The organism is Kitasatospora cathayae, from assembly GCF_027627435.1.
In the GTDB taxonomy this organism is placed as follows: Bacteria; Actinomycetota; Actinomycetes; order Streptomycetales; family Streptomycetaceae; genus Kitasatospora; species Kitasatospora cathayae.
Map to the genome: position 1 here is coordinate 57,986 of NZ_CP115450.1, position 19,924 is coordinate 77,909.

A 19,924-nucleotide genomic window follows, 5' to 3' on the forward strand; every position below is an offset into this window, starting at 1 on the left:
GTCGCGCTCAGCCGCTCGCCGGGTCGCGCGGCGGCACCGCGTGCACCCGGGTGCCGCCGCGGAGCCGTCGCCCCCGGGGTCCCCCTGCCGGGCCCAGCTGGTGATCGCCGCCGCCAGAGGGGCGATCGGGCGGCCCGTCAGCCCTCGGGGATCCGCAGTTCACACCAGACGGCCTTGCCCGGTCCCGCCGGATACCAGCCCCAGCGCAGCGCCAGGCGGCCCAGCAGGAACAGCCCGAGGCCGCCGGTCTCGATCGGGCCGTACGGCGTCCGCGGCAGCGGTGGCCGCCGGCTCGCGTCGCTGACCTCGATCCGCAGCAGGCCCGGGCAGCGCACCAGGAGCAGCGAGTCCGGGGCGCCGGTGTGCCGGATGGCGTTGCCGACCAGCTCCGACACCAGCAGGACGGCGTCGGCGACCACCAGGGGGTCGGCCACGTCGGCCAGGAACGCGGCGGTGCAGGAGCGCGCCTCGGAGATCGTGCCCGGCCGGGCGGACAGCGGCAGTCGGCGCGCCCACGGCCACGGGGAGGAGCGCGAGCGGGAGGGCACCCGGACTCCGACCATCCGACCACACCTCCGTCCTCCATCCGGTGCCCCGGGTCTTGCCGGTTTCCGTCCGCCCGCCGCCGACCTCCCGTGACCTCCGTGCCCGATACAGTGCCCGAATCCGTGCCGGATTCAGTGCCCGGGTGCAGTGCCCGGGTGCAGTGCCCGGTTCAGTGCCCGAACAGGTGCCGGCTGCGGCGCCGCTGCGGCTCCCGGGGGATCCCGGCGGCCCGGCCGCCCTGTTCGGCGGCGCGCTCCTCCGGGGTCGCCGGTGCCGTCCCGGCCGAGGTGTCGAGCGTCTCCAGCGGCGCTACCGGTTCCTCCGGGCGGGCGTCGCGGTACCCGGCGGTCCGGACCGGAGGCCGGACGGCGCGCCGGGACAGCCGCATCAGGGCCAGGCCCAGGCAGAAGAGCAGGGCGAGGGCGACGCCGGAGAGGAAGATGCCGAGGCTGTCGAGCTTCACGAGGTCGTTGCCGAGGATCGTCACCTGGTACTCCGGCCCGCCGGCGAGGTTGTCGGCGATCAGCAGCCCGATGAAGGCGCCGGAGGCCGCCATCAGCAGAAGTCCTAGCAGCATGGGGATTCCCCTTCCGTCCCGGTGTCGGCCGCCCCCCGCTACCAGGCCGCGCCTACCCTGCGGGCTCCGTCCGTAACGTTCCACCGGCCCCGGACGGGCGGGAGTCGCCGGCCACACCCCGGGCCCCGGTCGAGCCCGGCGCGCGCCCTACTCGACCCGGACGGCGATCAGACAGGTGTCGTCCTCGGTGTCGGCGGGGCTGAGGTCGAGCAACCGGTCCAGGTAGTGCTCGAGGTCCGGCCCCGGGGCCCCGGCCGTGCGGATCAGCTGGTCGACGGAGTCCTCCACCGGCCGGTCCCGCCGTTCGACCAGGCCGTCGGTGTAGAGCAGCAGCACGTCCCCGGTGGACAGGTGCACCCGGTGCTCCTCGTACCGGGCCTCGTCCAGGGCCCCGAGCAGCACCCCGTGCGGCAGCGGCAGCACGTGCGCGCCGTCGCGGCCCAGCCGGATCGGCGGCAGGTGGCCGGCCCGCGCCCAGCGCAGCTCGCCGCCGGCCGGGTCGAGCAGCACGCACACGGCGGTGGCGGTGACCTGCCCCGGTTCCCGCAGCGCCACGGTGTTGGCCCACTCCAGCAGCTGGGCCGGGCCCGCCCCGGTGACGGCCAGACCGCGCAGGGCGTGGCGCAGCGCGACCATCCCGGTGGCGGCGCCGACGCCGTGCCCGGCGACGTCCCCGACGGCGAGCAGGACGCGCTTGTCGGGCAGCGGCAGGATGTCGTACCAGTCGCCGCCGACCCGGTCGCGCTTGGCGGCCGGGCGGTAGCGCACGGCGGCCCGCAGGCCGTTCACCCCGAGCGGTGGCGGCGCGGTGGGCAGGATGGCCTGCTGGAGCCGCAGGGCCAGCTGGGCGCGTTCGGCCGACTCCTGCTCGCTGTCGGCCAGGCGCGCCCGGGTGGCGCCGAGGGCGAGCTCGGTCCGGTGCTGGGCGGAGACGTCGTGGTAGGCGCCGCGTAGTGCGGCCAACCGGCCCGCGTCGTCGAGGACGGGCTCGGCGATGACCCGGGTGTAGTGGTAGCTGCCGTCCGGGCGGGCCAGCCGGAACACCGCGGAGGAGGTTCGCAGGCGGTGCCGGACGGTGTCGACCAGGCGCCGCACGGCGGGCTCGTCGTCCGGGTGGACGTGCCGGGCGAGCTGGGCCAGCGGGACGGGCGGCGCTCCGGCGGGTAGGCCGAAGAACTCCCGGAGGCCGGCGCTCCAGCGGATCCGGCCGTGATCGGCGTCCTCCTCGAACCCGGCGACCCGGGCCAGCCGCTGTGCCTGGCGCAGCAGTGCGGTCTGCTCGTCCTCGTCCGGCGGCCGGGTCTCCGCTTCCCAGCCGACCAGCAGCTGCCCGCCGAGCGGGGCGACCGCGAGCCGTACGGTGACGGGCACCGCGAGCGGCCCGTCCCGGAGCACCAGCTGGACGGATCCGCCGGGCAGCGGAACTCCGCTCCGGTGCACCGCCAGCAGCCGCTCGAACAGCCCGGTGGCGCCGGCGACCGGGTAGGCCTCCAGGAACGACGTGCCCTCCAGCGCGTCCCGGGGGCGGCCCAGTGGGTCGCGGAACTGCGCGTTGACCCGCCGGATCGTGAAGTCGGCGAGGTGACCGTCCCTGAGCTCCGGTTCCAGCAGCAGCGCGGGGGTGAGCAGTCCTTCGAGGAGGACGTCGAGGTCCTCGGGCATCGGGGGTTCGCCGGCCGGGCCGAGGAGGGTCGTGCAGAGCTCGGCGAGGGCCCGGAGCTGGCGGCGCTGGGACGGGGTGAGGGCCGGCCCGGGCTCGGGCCAGAGCACCTCCAGCGCGCCGCGCCGTCGGCCCGTCTCCAGCAGTGGCAGGACCGCCCGGACCACTCCGGTCCCGATCGACGGCCCGGCGGCGGTCGGATCGCCGGGCCACAGCTCCGCCGCGCCGCCGACGACCTGCTGGGCCGGGGTGGCGACGCCGGGCGGGACCCGGCTCCAGGCCTCGGCCTCGGCCTCGGCGAATCCGCTGTGCGCGGCGAGCGCGAGCGCGCCGCCGGGCAGGCGTTGCCAGACGGCGAGGGAGCGGACCCCGAGCGAGGCCGTCAGCTGTTCCAGGACGGCCCCGGCGGCCCGCTGCAGGTCGGGCTCGGCGGCGATGGCGGGGGCGACGGGTGGCGACGCGGGCGCCGACCCACTCACCGTCCCGGGCGCCGACCCACCCGCCGTCCCGGGTGTCGGCGCGCGGGCTGCCTCGAGTTCGACCGCGGGCAGCCCCGTGATGTCGGCCGCCAGGGCCACGACCGGGACGCCGGCCTCGCGGGCCAGCCGGACCAGGTGGGCGGCCGCCTCGGCGGGGAGGACGCCGAGGCGCTCGGACAGGACGCCGGTGGCCAGGTCGACGACGCTACGGATGCGGGCCTCGGCCCGCAGCCGGGCGGCGGCGTCCTGCAGGCGGCGGACCGTCCCGGCGAGGGCCAAGGCGGTGCTCTCCTCGAGCTCGGGCCGGGCGGTCATGGCGCGTCCAGCCAGCGGTGCAACCGGTCGATCAGCCGGGTGGTGTCGACGGGTTTGGTGACGTGATCGTCGGCGCCCGCCGCGAGGCTCTTGTCCTTGTCGCCGGGCATGGCCTTCGCCGTGACGGCGATGACCGGCAGGCGGGCGAAGCGCTCGTCGGCGCGGATGGCGGCGATCGCGGCGTAGCCGTCGAGGCCGGGCATCATGACGTCCATCAGGACGAGGTCGGTCTCGGGGTGGGCGCGCAGCAGTTCGAGCCCGGTCCGGCCGTCGTTGGCGTGCAGCACGGTCAGTCCGTTCTCCTCCAGGACGGAGGCCAGGGCGAAGACGTTGCGCACGTCGTCGTCGACGATCAGGGCGGTCCGCCCGGCGAGCCGCTCGTCGGTGGCCTGGGCGGCGGCCTCGGGGCCGGGGTCGGCCGGGTGGCGGCCGCCGAGCCGCTGGATCACGCGCTCGCGCAGGTCGTCCAGTCCGTGGGTGAGTTCCACTCCTCCCACCGCGACCGCGTCGGACGCGCCGTCGCCCTGGTAGCCGAGGACCGGGGTGGCGTCCCCCAGCACGTCGAGCAGGGCGGGCGCGAGCTGTCCGGAGTGGGCGAGGTCGAGCAGCACGCAGCGGTGCGGCCCGGTGGCGAGGGCAGCCCGCAGCCCCGGTTCGTCCTGGGCGGTGTCGATCCGCACCGCCGGCGCGGCGGCGCCCAGGGACTCGACGGCGGCGCGGGCGAGCAGGGTGAGCAGGCCGGGCGGCTCGGGTTCGACCACCAGGACCCCGGGCGCGCCCGCCCGGCCACCGTGGGGCCGCTCGAGCGCCCCGAGGGGCAGGTAGAACGTGAAGCGGCTGCCCTGCCCGGCGATGGAGGCGACGGTGAGGGTGCCGCCGAGCAGCCGGGCGAGCTCCCGGCTGATCGACAGGCCGAGACCGGTGCCGCCGTAGCGGCGGCTGGTGGTGCCGTCGGCCTGTTGGAAGGCGCCGAAGATGGTGTCCAGCTGGGTGGGGTCGATGCCGATGCCGGTGTCCTCGACGTGGAAGGCCACCGCCGCCCCCGCGCGGCCGAGTTCGGGCGGCAGCTCGGGGCCCTCGACGCACTGGATCCGCAGCTCAACCCGGCCCTTGTCGGTGAACTTGATCGCGTTGGAGAGGAGGTTGCGCAGCACCTGGCGCAGCCGTGCCTGGTCGGTGACGAGTTCGTCCGGCACGGTCCGGTCGACGGTGACCGCGAAGGTGAGGCCCTTCTGGTCGGCGAGGGGCAGGAAGCTGGACTCGACGTACTCCAGCAGTTCGCGAACGGCGAAGGGTTCGGGCGTCAGCTCCATCTTGCCGGCCTCGACCTTGGAGAGGTCGAGGATGTCGTTGATGAGCTGGAGGAGGTCGGTTCCGGCGGAGTGGATGACGCCCGCGTACTCGACCTGCTTGGCGGTGAGGTTGCCGGTGGCGTTCTGGGCGAGCAGTTGGGCGAGGATCAGCAGGCTGTTCAGCGGGGTGCGCAGCTCGTGGCTCATGTTGGCGAGGAACTCGGACTTGTACATCGAGGTCAGGCTCAACTGCCGGGCGCGTTCCTCGAGTTCCTGGCGGGCCTGTTCGATCTCCAGGTTCTTGGCCTCGATGTCGCGGTTGCGGTCGGCGAGCAGCGCGGCCTGTTCCTCCAGTTCCGCGTTGGAGTGGCGGAGTTCCTCCTGCCCGGCCTGCAACTCCTCGGACCTCGCCTGCAGTTCGGCGGTGAGCCGCTGCGACTCGCCGAGCAGTTCGTCGGTGCGCGCGTTGGCCAGCAGGGTGCCGATGTTGACGCCGCAGGCCTCGGTGAACTGCGCCAGGAAGTCACGGTGCACCTCGGTGAAGGGGTGAACGGAGGCGAACTCCAGGACACCGAGCAGCCATTCCTCCAGCGCGATGGGCAGCAGGACGAGCGAGCGGGCGTCGGCGGCCCCGGCGCCGGAGGCGATGACGGCGTAGCCGGGCGGCAGCTCGTCGACCGCGATGATCCGCCGGCTGCGCGCCGCCTGGCCGACCAGGGACTCGCCCAACTTGACCCGCTGGTCGGAGAGTTCGTCCGCCGACCGGCCGTAGGCGCTGATCCGGACCAGTTCGGTGCCGCCGTCGGTCTCCTCGGCCAGGAAGAAGGCGCCGTACTGGGCGTCGACCAGGGGCGTCAGCTCGTCGGTGATCATCTCGGCGACGGCCTGGATGTCCCGGCGGCCCTGGATCGCGGCGGAGAAGCGGGCCAGGTTGGTGTTCAGCCAGTCCTGTTCCTGGTTGGCCTGGATGGTCTCGCGCAGCGACTCGACCATGGCGTTGATGTTGTCCTTGAGGTCGGCGACCTCGCCGGAGGCGTCCACGCTGATCGAGCGGGTCAGGTCGCCGGCCGCGACGGCGCTGGTGACCTCGGCGATCGCCCGGACCTGCCGGGTGAGGTTGCCGGCCAGCTCGTTGACGTTCTCGGTGAGCCGCTTCCAGGTGCCGGAGACGCCCTCCACCCGGGCCTGGCCGCCGAGTCGGCCCTCGCTGCCGACCTCGCGGGCCACCCTGGTCACCTCGGCGGCGAAGGAGCTCAGCTGCTCCACCATCGTGTTGACGGTGGTCTTCAGCTCCAGGATCTCCCCGCGGGCGTCGACGTCGATCTTGCGGGTGAGGTCGCCCTCGGCGACGGCGGTGGTCACCTGGGCGATGTTGCGCACCTGGCTGGTGAGGTTGTGCGCCATGAAGTTGACGTTCTCGGTGAGGTCCTTCCACGTCCCGGCGACGTTCGGCACCCGGGCCTGGCCGCCCAGGATGCCCTCGGTGCCGACCTCGCGGGCCACCCTGGTCACCTCGTCGGCGAAGACCGAGAGGGTGTCGACCATGGTGTTGATCGCGGCGGCGAGCGCCGCGACCTCGCCCTTGGCCTCCACGGTGATCTTCTTCGAGAGGTCCCCGCGCGCGACGGCCGTCGCCACCTCGGACATCGAGCGGACCTGGCCGGTGAGGTTGGAGGCCATCACGTTGACGTTGTCGGTGAGGTCCTTCCAGGTGCCGGAGACGCCCCGGACGGTCGCCTGCCCGCCCAGGTTCCCGGCGGTACCGACCTCACGGGCGACCCGGGTGACCTCGTCGGCGAAGGCGGACAGCTGGTCGACCATCGTGTTGAGGGTCTCCTTGAGGTCCAGGATCTCGCCGCGCGCGTCCACCCGGATCTTCTGGGTGAGGTCGCCCGAGGCGACGGCGGTGGCCACCCGCGCGATCGCCCGGACCTGGCCGGTCAGGTTGCCCGCCATCGCGTTCACCGAGTCGGTGAGGTCCAGCCACGTCCCGGTCAGGTCCGGCACCTGGGCCTGCCCGCCGAGCCGGCCCTCCGTGCCGACCTCCCGGGCGACCCTGGTCACCTCCGAGGTGACCCGGGACAGCTGCTCGGACATCCCGTTGAAGACCGTGGCGATCTCCCCCAGTTCCCCCGGCCGGTCCGGGTCCAGCCGGGTGCGGAAGTCTCCGTCGCGGACCGCCGTGAGCCCGGCGAGCAGCTGCCGCAGCGGCTGTTCGGCAAGCCCGTTCTCAGGGTGCTCGTCCATCGGTCCACCGTCCGGATCGCACGGCCGGGCGCCTCCTGGGCACCCCGGCCCGGGGCGGCGGGCCACCGCCCTGCTCCCACTGTGCCACCGGAAGCCCGGCGGTGGCAGCCCCGGTCACCGCGGCGCCGGCTCAGGCGGGGGCGGCGCGCCCGCCTGCCGCTCGGGCGGGGCGACGGCGTGCCCAGCGAGCGTCCGCAGCTCGGCCGCGGTCCGCAGCACGTCGTCCGTCTCCACGGCGAGCCCGGCGAACGGCGCCGGTCGGCGCAATTCCACGCGCAGCACGGCGTGCCGGTGCCCGCGCAGGGCCACGAAGTCCCGTCCGTCCTTGTGCCGCCACACGCCCAGGCAGAGCGCGCCGGGTACGGTCAGCCCGCCCTCCCGGACGCCGTGCAGCGCCCGCCAGCGGTCCGGCTGGATCTCGACCGCCGTGACGGCGTCCAGCGGCACCCGGACCTCCCTGCGGCGGGTCACGACCCGCTCCCACCACGCCAGGCGGACGACCAGGTCGTCACCGTCGATCAGCAGTGCGGCCACGGCCGGCTCCTTCCTCCGCTCCCCCGGCGGCCTCAGCCGGGGACGGTGTCGCGCACTCGGAAGGCGTCGGTGGCACCGGTGAGTTCGAGCATCCGCAGGACCAGCGGCCGGGGGCGGGCCAGCTCGATCCGGCTGCCCTCGTCGAGCGCCCGGGCCTGGGCGCGCAGCAGGGCGTTGAGCCCGGTGGAGTCGCAGAAGTCCAGCCCGGCGCAGTCGATCACGATCACCGTGGCGGGCTCGGCCAGGGCCGGCAGGAGCACCGCGTTCAGCTCGGTGATCGAGTCCAGGTCGAGTTCTCCGTACAACGCGATCACGGTGCCCTCGGCCCACGGTGAGGCCTGAGCGATGAAGGCTCCGGGCGCGCCGAGGCGGCCGTGCGCCAGGCTGTGGTCCTTCGGCTGGCGGCGCGCCATCGTGTTCCTCCTCCAGGTCCCTTCCCGCAGCGACCCCCGCAGCGCGACTATCCACTGCGGGGGCCCGGAAACGCCGGACGGCGGAGCAGTTCGGCCTCAGCCGCAGTCCTCCGCTTCCTCGGCCCAGCCCGGGGCGTCGCGGTCCTCCAGCCGTTCGCGCAGCCGGGTCAGGGTGGCGCTCAGCAGCCGGGAGACGTGCATCTGGGAGACGCCGATGCGCGCCGCGATCTCGGACTGGGTGCAGCCGTCCCAGAAGCGGAGTTTGAGCACGGCCTGTTCGCGCTCGGGCAGTTCGGCGAGCAGGGGGCGCACGGCGGTGCGGAAGTCGGCCAGTTCGATGCCCGGGTCGCAGTCGCCGAGCCGGTCCAGCATGGCGCTGCCGCTCTCGTCGGTGTCCTGCTCGCGCAGCGCGTCCAGCGAGCTGGGGCGGTAGACCCGGCCCGCGACCAGGCCCTCGGTGGTCTGCTCGACGGTCAGGTGGAGGTCATCGGCGATCTCCGCCGGCTGCGGGAGGCGGCCGAGTCGTTGCTCCAGCCGGTCCGAGCCCCGGGCCACCGTCAGGTACAGCTCCTGCATGCTCCGCGGGACGCGCACGGGCCAGGAGGTGTCCCGGAAGTACCTCTTGACCTCGCCCATGATGGTGGGGATCGCGTAGGTGACGAACTCGACGCCGCGCTGCGGGTCGTAGCCGTCGACGGCCTTGATCAGGCCGATCGTGCCTACCTGGAGGATGTCGTCCATGTCCTCGGCCCGGTGCCGGAAGCGGGCGGCGATGAACCGCACCAGCGGCATGTTGAGTTCGATGACCGTGCCGCGCACGTAGCTGTAGGCGGCGCTCTCCCGGGCCAGCCCGGACAGCCGCTCGAACAGCGCGTCGCTCAGTTCGCGCGCCTCGGCCTTCCCCATCGCGCGGAGCTCGGCCTCGGTCGGGCGCGGGGGCAGATCGGACGGCGCCGAAGGCGCGGTCTCCAGGATGCCGGACACGGTGATTCTCCAGGCAGCGCCGCGAATCCGCGGCCGCTGCACGGGGCTTCTACCCGGTATCCGGCGGCCGACTCACCTTTCGCCCGGTTCGTCCGTTTTCCGCGACGGCGCGAACGGCTTTCCGCGACGACGCCGCCGGCGTCAGTGGCCGGGCAGGTCCAGTGGGGACGGCACCTCGAGCCAGACCAGCTTGCCCCCGTCCTCGGGCGCCGCCCCCCAGGCCCGGGCGAGCCGGTTCACCACCCGCAGACCGTGCCCGCCCGGCCGACCCGGATCCGCGTACCAACGCGACGGCTGCGCCGCACCGCGCCCTCGCTGCCCGCGAACACGAGTCGTCCGGTCCGCCCGGCCCCCGGCAGTCCGTCACTCCCCGGTGGGCTCACGGCCCGCCACCTCACTCCGGGTCGGAAGGAGGGGCGTCGGCGGCCTCCGGGGGACCGAGCTCCGCGTCCGGGTCGGGCTGGACCCGCAGCACGGTGTCGGTGCCGGTGACCTCGAACAGCCTGGCCACGATCGGCTGCGGCCGCGCGACTTCGAGGGTCCGCCCGGCCGCGTCCGCGTCGAGCCGGGCGCGCAGCAGGATGTTCAGGCCGGTGGAGTCGCAGAACCGCAGCTCCGCGAGGTCGACCACGATCCGTCGCACGCCGTCGTGCAGCGGTCGCGCCAGCGCGGCGCGCAGCACGTGCGCCGAGTCGTGGTCCAGCTCCCCGGCCACCGTGACGACCCGCACCGAGGCCCGGTCGTCCACCACGACGCGCAGGCCCCCACTCCGCTGCTCCCCCTCGCTGGGGACCTCGATTGGCCCTGGCATCGTGCGCTCCCGGTCCACTCGGAACGGCAGGGTGCCGTCCCGACCATCATGCCGCGCGGCGCGCCGAAACGCTCGAACGGCCCTCGGACCGAGGGCACGGGATCCCGCCGCGCCGAGGTGTACGAGCCCCCGAGCCGGAGAGACGCTGGGGGCAGGACTTCCACCCGGGAGGGTTCCATGTACAGCAGGGCCACCATCGCGGGCCATCCGGTCCATCCCATGCTCATCGCCTACCCCGTGGCCGGCTACACCGGCACGCTGGTGGGCTTCGCCGTGTACGCCGCGAACGGCCAGCAGTTCTGGCTCAACTTCGCGATCGCCATGAACATCGCCGGAGTCGGCGGTGCCCTGCTGGCCGCACTGCCGGGCTTCGCCGACTGGCTGCTGGGCATCCCGAAGGACTCCGGCGCCAAGGGCGTCGGGCTCGCCCACGCCGGACTCAACGTGGTCGCGCTGGCACTGTTCGCCATCACCCTGGGCTTCTACGTGGGCCACTGGGACGGCCCGCCGCGCGGCACCGCGCTCGGCCTGGCCCTCGCGTCCGCCGGACTGGTGTGCACCGTCAGCGCCGGCTTCCTCGGCTGGATGCTGGTGCAGAACTACCACATCGGCGTCCGGCTCACCCACTACCAGGAGAGCGACGAGCCCGCGGTGCAGAACATCCGGCCGCTGCGCATCCACCACGACAAGGCCGCCTGAACCCGGCCGTGCGGGAAGTGCCGGCCGCAGGACGAACGAACCGAGGACGACGGAGGCGAGCCCCATGAGCGACCAGGACCCGACCCGTGAGCACGACACGCCCGTGCCGAAGGACCCGCCGGCCCCGGTCGAGACACCCGAGTCCCGGATGGCCGACGACGGTCCGCCGCCCGTGCCCGAGGAGGGGCAGCGCCGGCCGGACGGCCGCCGGGAGTCCGAACTGACCGAACCGGCCCACGAGCCGGAACCGCACGAGACGCCCGACTGAGCCGGCCGTGACGCGCCCCGGACACCGTCCCGTGAGCACCCCCCGCCGGGAGACCCGGCCGCACCGGCCCCTGCCGGTGCCACCCCTGCGACGCCTCGGAGCCGGCCGGTGGGCGTGAACGGCCCGGGACGGCCCGCCCGCCGCCCCCGGCCGCTCGGCAGCCGCCCGCCCCGGGTGACGCTGCGCCGGGCCCGTCCGGCGGCGCCCCCTGAGCACGTCCCGACCGGGCTGCGCACCGCCGCCGGGTACGTCTGGCGGCTGGCGCTGCTCGGCGTGGCCGCGTACCTGGTCGTCGGCGTCCTCGGCGAGCTGCGGCTGCCGGTGATCGCGCTGTTCCTGGCACTGGTGATCACCTCCGTGCTGCGCCCGCTGGTCGATCTGCTCCACCAGGTGATGCCCCGCCCGCTCGCCGTGCTGGTGGCGTTCGTGTGCGCGATCGCTCTGATCGGCGGCGTCCTGGCGCTGGTCGGGACGAACGTCGCCGACCAGTGGAGCGGGATCGGCAACGAGCTGCGCGGCGGTCTCGGCCGGATCGATCACTGGCTCACCCGCGCCCCCTTCCGCCTGCGGCCCGGCACCGTGACGGACCTGCGGGCGAAGATCGGGGCGTTCCTGTCGGCGCACCGCTCGGCCCTGCTGACCACCGCGCTCAGCGGGGCCAGCCGGGCCGTCGAGCTGGCCACCGGGCTGGCGCTCGCGGTTTTCTGCTCGGTGTTCTTCCTGCACTCCGGCGACCGGATGTGGAGCTGGGCGCAGCGCCAGCTACCGGCCGGGGCCCGCCCGATCTGGAGCCGGGCCGGGCGGGCGGCCTGGCACACCTTCGCCGGCTACACCCGCGGGGTGCTGATCGTGGCGGCGAGCAACGCGGTACTGGTCGGCATCGCCCTGGCCATCCTGCGGGTGCCGCTGGTGCTGCCGCTGATGGTGCTGGAGTTCGTCGCGGCGCTGGTGCCGCTGATCGGCTCCCCGATCGCGCTGGCGATCGCCGCGCTGGTGGCGCTGGCCGCGCGCGGGCCGGTGGTCGCGCTGCTGGTGCTCGCGCTGATCGTGATCATCGGCCAGATCGAGGGACACCTGCTGCACCCGCTGGTGCTGGGCTGGTCGGTGCGCATCCACCCGGTGGCGGTGGCGCTGTCGGTGATCGGCGGCGCGGTGTTGGCCGGGGTGCTGGGCGCGCTGGTCGCCGTGCCGGTGGTGTCGGTGGCCTGGGCGGTGCTCACCGAGCTGCGGGACCACGAGCCGCCGGAACGGCCGGGCCGACCGGGGTCACGGGGCGATACCCCGGCGGTGGGCGACCACCCGCGCCGTTCCCAGCGCGATCGACGACGCCCAGACCAGGGAGAATCCGGTGAGCACCGCGGGTGAGTGCGCGGTGGCGCTGATCAACAGCAGGGTCGCGGACAGCGCGCCCAGCAGCGAGAACACGAAGACCGGCACCCGGGCGACGGCCCGCAGCAGCCGTCCCGCCAGCCAGCGGGGCCCGTGCCGCATGGTGCGCAGGGCGCGGTCCAGGCGGCGGTCCGTCTGCAGCCCGTTCTCGATCTCCGTGAGGATCCGCAGTTCGCGCCCGGAGAGCCCCGGCCCGTCCATCCGCGCCACCTCCCATCCGGCGGCTGCCCAGCCGGCGGGTCCCGTAACGTCCGGAACGGGTGAGAACCGGTGGCCGGGGTAGCCGCTCCGCGTCGGAAGCGCATCCCCTGGGAGGACGCGATGACCGCGAAAGACGCCCTGGACCGCTATCACCGCCGGCGCGACTTCACCCGGACGGCGGAACCGCGCGGCGAGGACGACGGCCCACCGGGTGAGCAGCCGCGCTTCGTGGTGCAGATCCACGACGCGAGCACCCTGCACTTCGACTTCCGGCTGGAGGCCGACGGCGTGCTGAAGTCCTGGGCCGTCCCGAAGGGCCCGTCCACCGACCCGCACGACAAGCGCCTGGCCGCCCCCACCGAGGACCACCCGCTCGAGTACCGCACCTTCGAGGGCGTCATCCCCGAGGGCGAGTACGGCGCGGGCACGGTGATCGTCTGGGACGAGGGCACCTTCCGCAACCTCACCACCGACCGCGACGGCCACCCGGTGCCGTTCACCGAGGCGCTCGACCACGGCCACGCCTCCTTCCGGCTCGACGGCCACAAGCTGCACGGCGGCTACGCGCTCACCCGGATCCGCACTGGTGGGAATCGGGAGGCCTGGCTGCTGGTCAAGGAGGCCGACGCCCGGGCGTCCGCCCACGGCACGCCCGACCCGTACCGCGCCCGCTCCGCCCGCACCGGCCACACCCTGCGCCAGGTCGCGGCCGGGGCGACGCCCTGAGCCCTCCGGGAGGCCGGGATGACCGCCACCGTGAACGTCCGGGCCGGCCGCCGCACCGTGCCGGTGGACCGCCCGGACAAGGTGCTGTTCCCCGAGGACGGCGTCACCAAGGCCGACCTCGCCCGCTACTACCGGGCCGTCGCCGCCCGCATGCTCCCGCACCTGCGCGGGCGACCGCTGATGCTCGAACGCCACCCGGACGGCATCGAGGACCGCGGGTTCTTCCAGAAGGACGTCCCCGAGCACTTCCCGGACTGGGTGCACCGGGTCGAACTGCCCAAGGAGGGCGGCACGGTGACGTACGCCCTGTGCGAGGACACGGCGACCCTGGTCTACCTCGCCGACCAGGCGTGCACCACCCTGCACCGCTTCCTCTCGCGCAGCGACCGGCCCGACCACCCGGACCGCCTGGTCATCGACCTCGACCCGCCCGGTACCGAGTTCGCCCCGGTGCGCGAGACCGCGCTGCTGCTGCGCGCGCTGCTGGCGGACGAGCTCGAGCTGCCCGCGCTCGCGATGACCACCGGTTCGCGCGGCCTGCACGTCCTCGTCCCGCTGGACCGCCGGGCCCCGTTCGACGAGGTCCGCGCCTTCGCCCGCGACCTCGCCGAGCTGCTGGCCGCCCGCCACCCGGACCGCCTCACCACCGCCGCCCGCAAGGCGGACCGCCACGGCCGCCTCTACCTCGACACCCAGCGCAACGCCTACGCCCAGACCGCCGTCGCCCCCTACGCCGTACGGGCCCTGCCGGGCGCGCCCGTCGCGGCGCCGGTCGCCTGGGCCGACGTCGAGGACTCCTCGCTCACGGCCCGCCAGTGGACCCTCGCCGACGCCGAGAAGCTCATCGCGGACGACCCCTGGCACCCGCTCCCCCGGGGCCGCTCGCTGTCCGCGGCCCGCCGTCGCCTGGCCGCCCTGGACGACTGAGCCAGGCCGCCCGATCACCCTGGACGACCGAGCCGGTCAGGTCACCGGCCCGGCGGGTAGCTGGACGGTCGTGATCAGGTGGCAGATCTCCCCGCCCGCACCGCGGTAGGCGTGCGGGGCCCCGCTCGGCGAACCCGACACCGTCGAGCACCCGAGGCCCGGCGAGATCGTCTACGCGGACACCACCGGCATCCTGACCCGCCGCTGGAACCACCGCGACGCCCACCGCAGTCGGGTCACCGAGGACTCGACCCCAGTCGTCTTCGCCCTGGAGACCCTCCGAGCCGACCACGACGGCCACCTCCTCACCACCGCCACCGCGCAGCTGCGCGACCCGCTGGCCCCGCACGCCGACGGCACGGCCGTGCACCGGCTGAGCGCCGCGCAGCCCCTGGCCACCGCCTGAGCACCACCGTCGGCGCACCGACCCGCGCCCGCTGTCCGGCCTCTTCCAGCAGGTCGTGGTCCTGGCCCGCAGCGTGCTGCTCCACCAGCGGTTGTACGTGATCCCCGGCCGCGGCGGGGACACCACGAGCCGGAGGCCCGGGGCTGTCCCCGGGCCTCCGGCCACCGCGAGCGGTCAGCTCTGACGGAACAGCGCCTGGCTGACCTCATCCGGGCCGTCGAAGCTGTCCACATCGAGCTCGGAGATCTGGTCCACGAGGGTCTCGTCCGCCCCGTTCGAGCGCGCCCTCTCAGCGAGTTCCTCACGGTCGGCGGGGTAGCTGGCGCCCTTCAGGGCCCTCTGGACGTCGTTCGGGTTGATCCGGCTCATCAGCCGTCTCCTTCGGTGGTTGGTGTGGTCGCGGAGCCCGGGCTCGTACCCGGGGCCGCCGGTCGTGTGCGCGGTGCGTCACCAGCCGCACCCAGCGGACTGCTCCTTGGGCAACCCTGCGCCCAACTCGACGCGACCGCACCCGTGAGCCACGGACATTGGGCCACCCGGGTCCAAACGCGGTCAGCGCCCTCGCCCGGTACCGCAGTCGGCCGGGGCGGCGCCGCGGCGGCGGGGAGACACTGGTCGAGGGGGCGGGAGGTGAGCGGGATGTCCGGCTACCGCGCTCTGGTCGGCGAGCTGGCCGATCTCGTCCGGCTGGCGCACTCCGCCCTGCGCGGCGCCACCGCCGTGCTGACCGACCCGGCCACCGGTCCCGAGGCGATCGCGCCCGCGGAGAAGGCCCTGGCCGAGCTGCGCGCCCGGATCGAGGAGGACGCCGCCACGGCGCTCGGCGGGCGGGCCGGGGTGGTCGTGGGCGTCCACGTCGGATGCGAGCTGGAGGCGCTCGGACAGCTGGTGCAGGGGCTGCTGGAGGCGGCCTGGACGCGGCAGGAGCGGGAGCCGTACGGCGATCGGCTGCTGGCCCCGCTGCGCGGGATCGCGCAGGCGGCGCTGGACCTGGTGGCCCGGGCGGCCGACGCGCTGGAGTCCGGCGCGCCCGAGGGCGTCACCCATGTGCTCACCGAGCTGCTAGAGGTCGGCCAGCGGCAGCGGCTGCTGTACGAGCTGCTGCTGCGCGACGAGGCGGCGGACCCGGTCGACGCCGCCGACCTGGTGCTGCTGGCCTGCTGCTACCAGCAGTGCGCCGACCACGCCGGGGCGATCGCCCGCCACGCGGCGCTGTTCGCCCACGCCGGGGCCTGACCGGCCCCAGGCGCCCCCGGTCGGCCCGTTTGCCCACCCCCTTCGCCCGGTCGGATACTCGTGCGCGGGGCCGTTCACCGCACGGGGCGAGGACACGCGACACGGCGGAGGGAGCCGGTCATGGCATCCAGGGGCTGGCAGTTCTGGGTGGACCGCGGCGGCACCTTCACCGACGTGGTGGCACTGGCCCCGGACGGACGGCTGCTGACCCACAAGCTGCTCTCGCACGACCCGGCCCGCCACCGCGACCCCGCCGTGGCCGGGATCCGCGCCCTACTGCCCCCGGAAGCGCGCATCGACTCGGTCCGGATGGGAACGACGGTGGCCACCAACGCCCTGCTGGAGCGCACCGGGGAGAGGACCGCGCTGGTCATCACCCGCGGATTCGCGGACGCGCTGCGGATCGGCTACCAGAACCGGCCGCAGATCTTCGCCCGTGAGATCACCCTGCCCGAGCCGCTGTACGCCCGGGTGGTCGAGGTGGACGAGCGGATCGCCGCCGACGGCGAGGTGCTGCGCCCGCCCGACCTCGACCGGCTCGCCGAGGAGCTGCGCGACTGCCTGGCGGACGGCATCCGCTCGGTCGCGGTGGTCTGCCTGCACAGCTATCTGCACCCCGCGCACGAGCGCGAGATAGGGCGGCTGGCCGAGCGACTCGGCTTCGACCAGGTGTCGTTGTCCAGCGAGGCGAGCCCGCTGATGAAGCTGGTGCCGCGCGGGGACACCGCCGTGGTCGACGCCTACCTCAACCCCGGCCTGCGCCGCTACGTCCACCGGGTGGCGGACGAACTCGCGGGCGTGCGGCTGATGTTCATGCAGTCCAACGGAGGGCTGGCCGAGGCCGGACACTTCCGCGGCAAGGACGCGATCCTCTCCGGCCCGGCGGGCGGCATCGTCGGCATGGTGCGGATGTCCGAACTGGCCGGGTACGACCGGGTGATCGGCTTCGACATGGGCGGCACCTCCACCGACGTGTCGCACTTCGCGGGCGAGTACGAGCGGGTGGTCACCACCCAGGTCGCCGGGGTGCGGCTGCGGGCGCCGATGCTGGCCATCCACACCGTCGCGGCGGGCGGCGGCTCGGTGCTGCGCTTCGACGGCGAACGGCTGCGGGTCGGGCCGGACTCGGCCGGCGCGGATCCCGGGCCCGCCTGCTACCGGAGCGGCGGCCCGCTGACCGTCACCGACGCCAACCTGCTGCTCGGCCGGATCCAGGCCGAACACTTCCCGCGCGTCTTCGGCCCGGACGGCGACCAGCCGCTCGACCGCGAGCTGATCGTCCGTCGGTTCACCGAACTGGCCGAGGAGATCGGCGACCGCTCGGCCGAGGAGACGGCCGAGGGCTTCCTGCGGATCGCCGTCGGCAACATCGCCAACGCGATCAAGCGCATCTCCGTCCAGCAGGGCCACGACGTCACCCGGTACGCGCTGACCACCTTCGGCGGAGCCGGCGGCCAGGTCGCCTGCCCGGTGGCCGAGGCGCTGGGCATCCGTACCGTGCTGGTCCCGCCGATGGCCGGCGTGCTGTCCGCCCTCGGCATCGGCCTGGCCGACACCACCGTGCTGCGCGAGCACGCCGTCGAACGGCAGCTGGCGGAAGGCGAGATGGCCGCCGTCCGGAAGCGGGCCGACCAGCTGGCGGCGGAGACCACCCACCAGCTGCTCGACCAGGGCATCCCGGAGGAGCGGATCCGGCTGACCCACCGGGCCCGGCTGCGCTACCAGGGCACCGACACCACGATCGGCGTCCCGCTGGGCGAACCGGACGCCATGCGGGACGAGTTCGAGCAGCGGCACCAGGCCACCTACTCCTTCCTGATGGACCGCCCGCTGGTCATCGAGGCCCTCGCAGTCGAAGGCACCGGCCTGACCGAACAGCCGGAACTCGACGCCCTCTCCCCCGCCTCCGGAACCGAGCCGGATACCGTCGACGTCCAGTTGTACATCGGCGGGGAGCGGCGCCAAGTGCCGCTGCTGGAGCGGGAGTCCATGCGCCCGGGCGCCACCGTGACCGGCCCGGCGGTGATCGCCGAGGCCAACGCCACCACCGTCGTGGACGACGGCTGGCGGGCGACCGTGACCGAGGCCGGGCACCTGCTGGTCGAGCAGGTCGAGGCCCGCACCGAGGAGACCGTCACCACCGCCGCCGACCCCGTCCTGCTGGAGGTCTTCAACAACCTCTTCATGGCGATCGCCCAACAGATGGGCGCCCGGCTGGAGTCCACCGCCCAGTCGGTCAACATCAAGGAGCGCCTGGACTTCTCCTGCGCCCTGTTCGACCCGGACGGCAACCTCGTCGCCAACGCCCCGCACATCCCGGTGCACCTCGGCTCGATGGGCACCACCGTCAAGGAGGTGATCCGCCGCCGCGGTCCCGAACTGAGCCCGGGCGACACCTACGCGGTCAACGACCCGTACCACGGCGGCACCCACCTGCCCGACATCACCGTGGTCACCCCGGTCTTCGACGCCGACGGGCAGGACCTCCTGTTCTTCGTCGCCTCCCGTGGCCACCACGCCGAGATCGGCGGCATCACCCCCGGCTCGATGCCCGCCGCCAGCCGTGAGATCGAGGAGGAGGGCGTGCTCTTCGACGACTGGCCGCTGGTGGTGGACGGTCGGCTGCGCGAGGCGGAGACGGTCCGGCTGCTCACCGAGGCGCGGTACCCCTCCCGCGACCCGGACACCAACCTGGCCGACCTGCGCGCCCAGATCGCCGCCAACCGCAAGGGCGTCGACGAGGTCAACGCGATGATCGAGCACTTCGGCCTCGACGTCGTCCAGGCCTACATGCGGCACGTCCAGGACAACGCCGAGCAGGCGGTGCGCCGCGCCGTCGACGGCCTGAGCGACGGCTCGTACCGCTACGAGACCGACTCCGGCGCCGTGATCGCCGTCGAGGTCCGGGTCGACCGCGAGGAGCGCAGCGCCACCATCGACTTCACCGGCACCTCGCCCCAGCTGGACAGCAACCTCAACGCCCCCTCCGCCGTGGTCACCGCCGCCGTCCTGTACGTCTTCCGCACCCTCGTCGCCGACGACATCCCGCTCAACGACGGCTGCCTGCGCCCGCTGCGGATCATCGTCCCGCCCGGCTCGATGCTCGCCCCGACCCATCCCGCCGCCGTCGCCGCGGGCAACGTCGAGACCTCCCAGGCCATCACCGGCGCGCTCTACGCCGCACTCGGCGTCCAGGCCGAGGGCTCCGGCACGATGAACAACCTCAGCTTCGGCAACGAGAACCACCAGTACTACGAGACGATCGCCTCCGGCTCCGGTGCCGGGCCCGGCTTCCACGGCGCCGATGTCGTCCAGACCCACATGACCAACTCCCGCCTCACCGACCCCGAGGTCCTGGAGTGGCGCCTGCCCGTCCTGGTCGAGGAGTTCACCGTCCGCGCCGGCAGCGGCGGCGCGGGCCGCTGGCACGGCGGCGACGGCGCGCTGCGCCGGCTGCGCTTCCGCGAGCCGATGACGGTCAGCCTGCTCTCCGGCCACCGCCGGGTCCCCCCGTACGGCCTGGACGGCGGCTCCCCCGGCGGCCTCGGCGAGAACCGGATCCTGCGCGCCGACGGCGGCGTCGAGGACCTGCCCGGCTGCGGCAGCGCCGACGTCGAGGCGGGGGACGCCCTGGAGATCCGCACACCCGGCGGAGGGGGCTACGGCAGCCGACCCCCACGGACCACGCCCGACGTTATACGTTTAACCCCAAGACCAGCACCGCCCCGAGGAGACCCGACATGGCCGACCACTCCCCCGCCCACCTGCTCGCCGCCATCGAGCTCGGCGCCTCCGCCCGGGCCCACGGCAACCACCCCTTCGGAGCGCTGCTCACCGACCCCGCCGGGAACGTCCTGCTCACCGCCGAGAACACCGTGCTGACCGACCACGACGTCACCGCCCACGCGGAGACCAACCTGGTCCGTCAGGCCTCCCGCACCCTGGCCCCGCACCAACTCGCCGACGCCACCCTCTACTCCAGCACCGAACCGTGCGCGATGTGCGCCGGGGCGATCTACTGGAGCGGCATCCGCCGGGTCGTCTACGCGCTCGCCGCGACCGAACTGAACGCCATCGCGGGCGTGGACCCGGACGAGCCGGTGCTCGAACTGCCGTGCCGCACGGTCTTCGCGGCCGGCGGCAACACGGTGGAGGTGTCCGGGCCGTTCCTCTTCGAGGAGGCCTCCGCGATCCACGTGGGGTACTGGGGGTAG

The 19,924-nt window shown here is 74.3% G+C and carries 18 protein-coding genes and 1 pseudogene; 9 read left to right on the forward strand and 10 right to left on the reverse strand.

The window, feature by feature from the left end:
- Positions 1-137: 137 nt before the first annotated feature.
- The 8 genes from O1G21_RS00345 to O1G21_RS00380 all read right to left on the reverse strand — a co-directional run bounded on the left by O1G21_RS00345 (position 138) and on the right by O1G21_RS00380 (position 9,858).
- Entirely contained in the window at positions 138-563 is a 426-nt protein-coding gene (locus O1G21_RS00345; protein WP_270139683.1) for an ATP-binding protein, read from the reverse strand.
- Between the two features lie 152 nt (positions 564-715).
- On the reverse strand, positions 716-1,123 hold the full coding sequence (locus O1G21_RS00350) for a hypothetical protein (protein WP_270139685.1): 408 nt from the start codon (positions 1,121-1,123) through the stop codon (positions 716-718).
- 147 nt (positions 1,124-1,270) lie between these two features.
- On the reverse strand, positions 1,271-3,577 hold the full coding sequence (locus O1G21_RS00355) for a SpoIIE family protein phosphatase (RefSeq protein ID WP_270139687.1): 2,307 nt from the start codon (positions 3,575-3,577) through the stop codon (positions 1,271-1,273).
- Positions 3,574-7,116: a HAMP domain-containing protein gene (locus O1G21_RS00360; RefSeq protein WP_270139689.1), complete on the reverse strand. Its 3,543-nt coding sequence runs from the start codon at positions 7,114-7,116 to the stop codon at positions 3,574-3,576. The genes O1G21_RS00355 and O1G21_RS00360 overlap by 4 nt, the downstream gene beginning before the upstream one ends.
- A 114-nt stretch (positions 7,117-7,230) precedes the next feature.
- Positions 7,231-7,650: a hypothetical protein gene (locus O1G21_RS00365; protein ID WP_270139690.1), complete on the reverse strand. Its 420-nt coding sequence runs from the start codon at positions 7,648-7,650 to the stop codon at positions 7,231-7,233.
- A gap of 32 nt (positions 7,651-7,682) precedes the next feature.
- Positions 7,683-8,063 (reverse strand): STAS domain-containing protein, encoded by a 381-nt coding sequence (locus O1G21_RS00370; RefSeq protein ID WP_270139692.1) that lies wholly within the window; start codon positions 8,061-8,063, stop codon positions 7,683-7,685.
- Positions 8,064-8,159: 96 nt separating this feature from the next.
- Positions 8,160-9,047, reverse strand: coding sequence for a SigB/SigF/SigG family RNA polymerase sigma factor (locus O1G21_RS00375; protein WP_270139694.1), 888 nt, complete (start codon positions 9,045-9,047; stop codon positions 8,160-8,162).
- Between the two features lie 394 nt (positions 9,048-9,441).
- Positions 9,442-9,858: an STAS domain-containing protein gene (locus tag O1G21_RS00380; protein ID WP_270139695.1), complete on the reverse strand. Its 417-nt coding sequence runs from the start codon at positions 9,856-9,858 to the stop codon at positions 9,442-9,444.
- Positions 9,859-10,035: 177 nt separating this feature from the next.
- On the opposite strand from O1G21_RS00380, the gene O1G21_RS00385 reads away from it, so the two are divergent.
- The 3 genes from O1G21_RS00385 to O1G21_RS00395 all read left to right on the forward strand — a co-directional run bounded on the left by O1G21_RS00385 (position 10,036) and on the right by O1G21_RS00395 (position 12,190).
- Positions 10,036-10,557, forward strand: a complete 522-nt coding sequence (locus O1G21_RS00385; RefSeq protein ID WP_270139697.1) for a DUF2231 domain-containing protein — start codon at positions 10,036-10,038, stop codon at positions 10,555-10,557.
- Positions 10,558-10,621: 64 nt separating this feature from the next.
- On the forward strand, positions 10,622-10,825 hold the full coding sequence (locus O1G21_RS00390) for a hypothetical protein (protein ID WP_270139699.1): 204 nt from the start codon (positions 10,622-10,624) through the stop codon (positions 10,823-10,825).
- Between the two features lie 108 nt (positions 10,826-10,933).
- On the forward strand, positions 10,934-12,190 hold the full coding sequence (locus O1G21_RS00395) for an AI-2E family transporter (RefSeq protein ID WP_270139701.1): 1,257 nt from the start codon (positions 10,934-10,936) through the stop codon (positions 12,188-12,190).
- Here O1G21_RS00395 and O1G21_RS00400 read toward each other — a convergent pair.
- Positions 12,092-12,415 (reverse strand): hypothetical protein, encoded by a 324-nt coding sequence (locus O1G21_RS00400; protein WP_270139703.1) that lies wholly within the window; start codon positions 12,413-12,415, stop codon positions 12,092-12,094. The genes O1G21_RS00395 and O1G21_RS00400 overlap by 99 nt on opposite strands.
- 120 nt (positions 12,416-12,535) lie before the next feature.
- On the opposite strand from O1G21_RS00400, the gene O1G21_RS00405 reads away from it, so the two are divergent.
- The 3 genes and pseudogenes from O1G21_RS00405 to O1G21_RS00415 form a co-directional block, all read left to right on the forward strand.
- Entirely contained in the window at positions 12,536-13,141 is a 606-nt protein-coding gene (locus O1G21_RS00405; protein WP_270139705.1) for a DNA polymerase ligase N-terminal domain-containing protein, read from the forward strand.
- Positions 13,142-13,159: 18 nt separating this feature from the next.
- Complete coding sequence (ligD, locus tag O1G21_RS00410) at positions 13,160-14,068, forward strand: non-homologous end-joining DNA ligase (RefSeq protein WP_270139707.1); 909 nt, start codon at positions 13,160-13,162, stop codon at positions 14,066-14,068.
- A gap of 121 nt (positions 14,069-14,189) precedes the next feature.
- Positions 14,190-14,474, forward strand: a pseudogene (locus O1G21_RS00415) (hypothetical protein); the annotation flags it as partial.
- Between the two features lie 174 nt (positions 14,475-14,648).
- On the opposite strand, the gene O1G21_RS00420 reads toward O1G21_RS00415, so the two are convergent.
- Entirely contained in the window at positions 14,649-14,843 is a 195-nt protein-coding gene (locus O1G21_RS00420) for a DUF2795 domain-containing protein (RefSeq protein ID WP_270139709.1), read from the reverse strand.
- Positions 14,844-15,104: 261 nt separating this feature from the next.
- Here O1G21_RS00420 and O1G21_RS00425 point away from each other — a divergent pair, with 261 nt between their 5' ends.
- The 3 genes from O1G21_RS00425 (at position 15,105) to O1G21_RS00435 (ending at position 19,924) form a co-directional block, all read left to right on the forward strand.
- The gene (locus O1G21_RS00425) at positions 15,105-15,710 is read left to right on the forward strand and encodes a hypothetical protein (protein WP_270139711.1); all 606 of its coding nucleotides are present in this window, start codon (positions 15,105-15,107) and stop codon (positions 15,708-15,710) included.
- Positions 15,711-15,830: 120 nt separating this feature from the next.
- Positions 15,831-19,592, forward strand: a complete 3,762-nt coding sequence (locus tag O1G21_RS00430) for a hydantoinase B/oxoprolinase family protein (RefSeq protein ID WP_270139712.1) — start codon at positions 15,831-15,833, stop codon at positions 19,590-19,592.
- On the forward strand, positions 19,487-19,924 hold the full coding sequence (locus O1G21_RS00435; protein WP_270150731.1) for a nucleoside deaminase: 438 nt from the start codon (positions 19,487-19,489) through the stop codon (positions 19,922-19,924). The genes O1G21_RS00430 and O1G21_RS00435 overlap by 106 nt, the downstream gene beginning before the upstream one ends.

Coding starts and splice junctions, on each gene's coding strand:
- O1G21_RS00385 (WP_270139697.1), top strand. CDS start 10,036: ATGTACAGCAGGGCCACCATCGCGGGCCATCCGGTCCATCCCATGCTC.
- ligD (WP_270139707.1), top strand. CDS start 13,160: ATGACCGCCACCGTGAACGTCCGGGCCGGCCGCCGCACCGTGCCGGTG.
- O1G21_RS00430 (WP_270139712.1), top strand. CDS start 15,831: ATGGCATCCAGGGGCTGGCAGTTCTGGGTGGACCGCGGCGGCACCTTC.
- O1G21_RS00380 (WP_270139695.1), bottom strand. CDS start 9,858: ATGCCAGGGCCAATCGAGGTCCCCAGCGAGGGGGAGCAGCGGAGTGGG.
- O1G21_RS00370 (WP_270139692.1), bottom strand. CDS start 8,063: ATGGCGCGCCGCCAGCCGAAGGACCACAGCCTGGCGCACGGCCGCCTC.
- O1G21_RS00360 (WP_270139689.1), bottom strand. CDS start 7,116: ATGGACGAGCACCCTGAGAACGGGCTTGCCGAACAGCCGCTGCGGCAG.
- O1G21_RS00405 (WP_270139705.1), top strand. CDS start 12,536: ATGACCGCGAAAGACGCCCTGGACCGCTATCACCGCCGGCGCGACTTC.
- O1G21_RS00420 (WP_270139709.1), bottom strand. CDS start 14,843: ATGAGCCGGATCAACCCGAACGACGTCCAGAGGGCCCTGAAGGGCGCC.
- O1G21_RS00355 (WP_270139687.1), bottom strand. CDS start 3,577: ATGACCGCCCGGCCCGAGCTCGAGGAGAGCACCGCCTTGGCCCTCGCC.
- O1G21_RS00345 (WP_270139683.1), bottom strand. CDS start 563: ATGGTCGGAGTCCGGGTGCCCTCCCGCTCGCGCTCCTCCCCGTGGCCG.
- O1G21_RS00390 (WP_270139699.1), top strand. CDS start 10,622: ATGAGCGACCAGGACCCGACCCGTGAGCACGACACGCCCGTGCCGAAG.
- O1G21_RS00350 (WP_270139685.1), bottom strand. CDS start 1,123: ATGCTGCTAGGACTTCTGCTGATGGCGGCCTCCGGCGCCTTCATCGGG.
- O1G21_RS00400 (WP_270139703.1), bottom strand. CDS start 12,415: ATGGACGGGCCGGGGCTCTCCGGGCGCGAACTGCGGATCCTCACGGAG.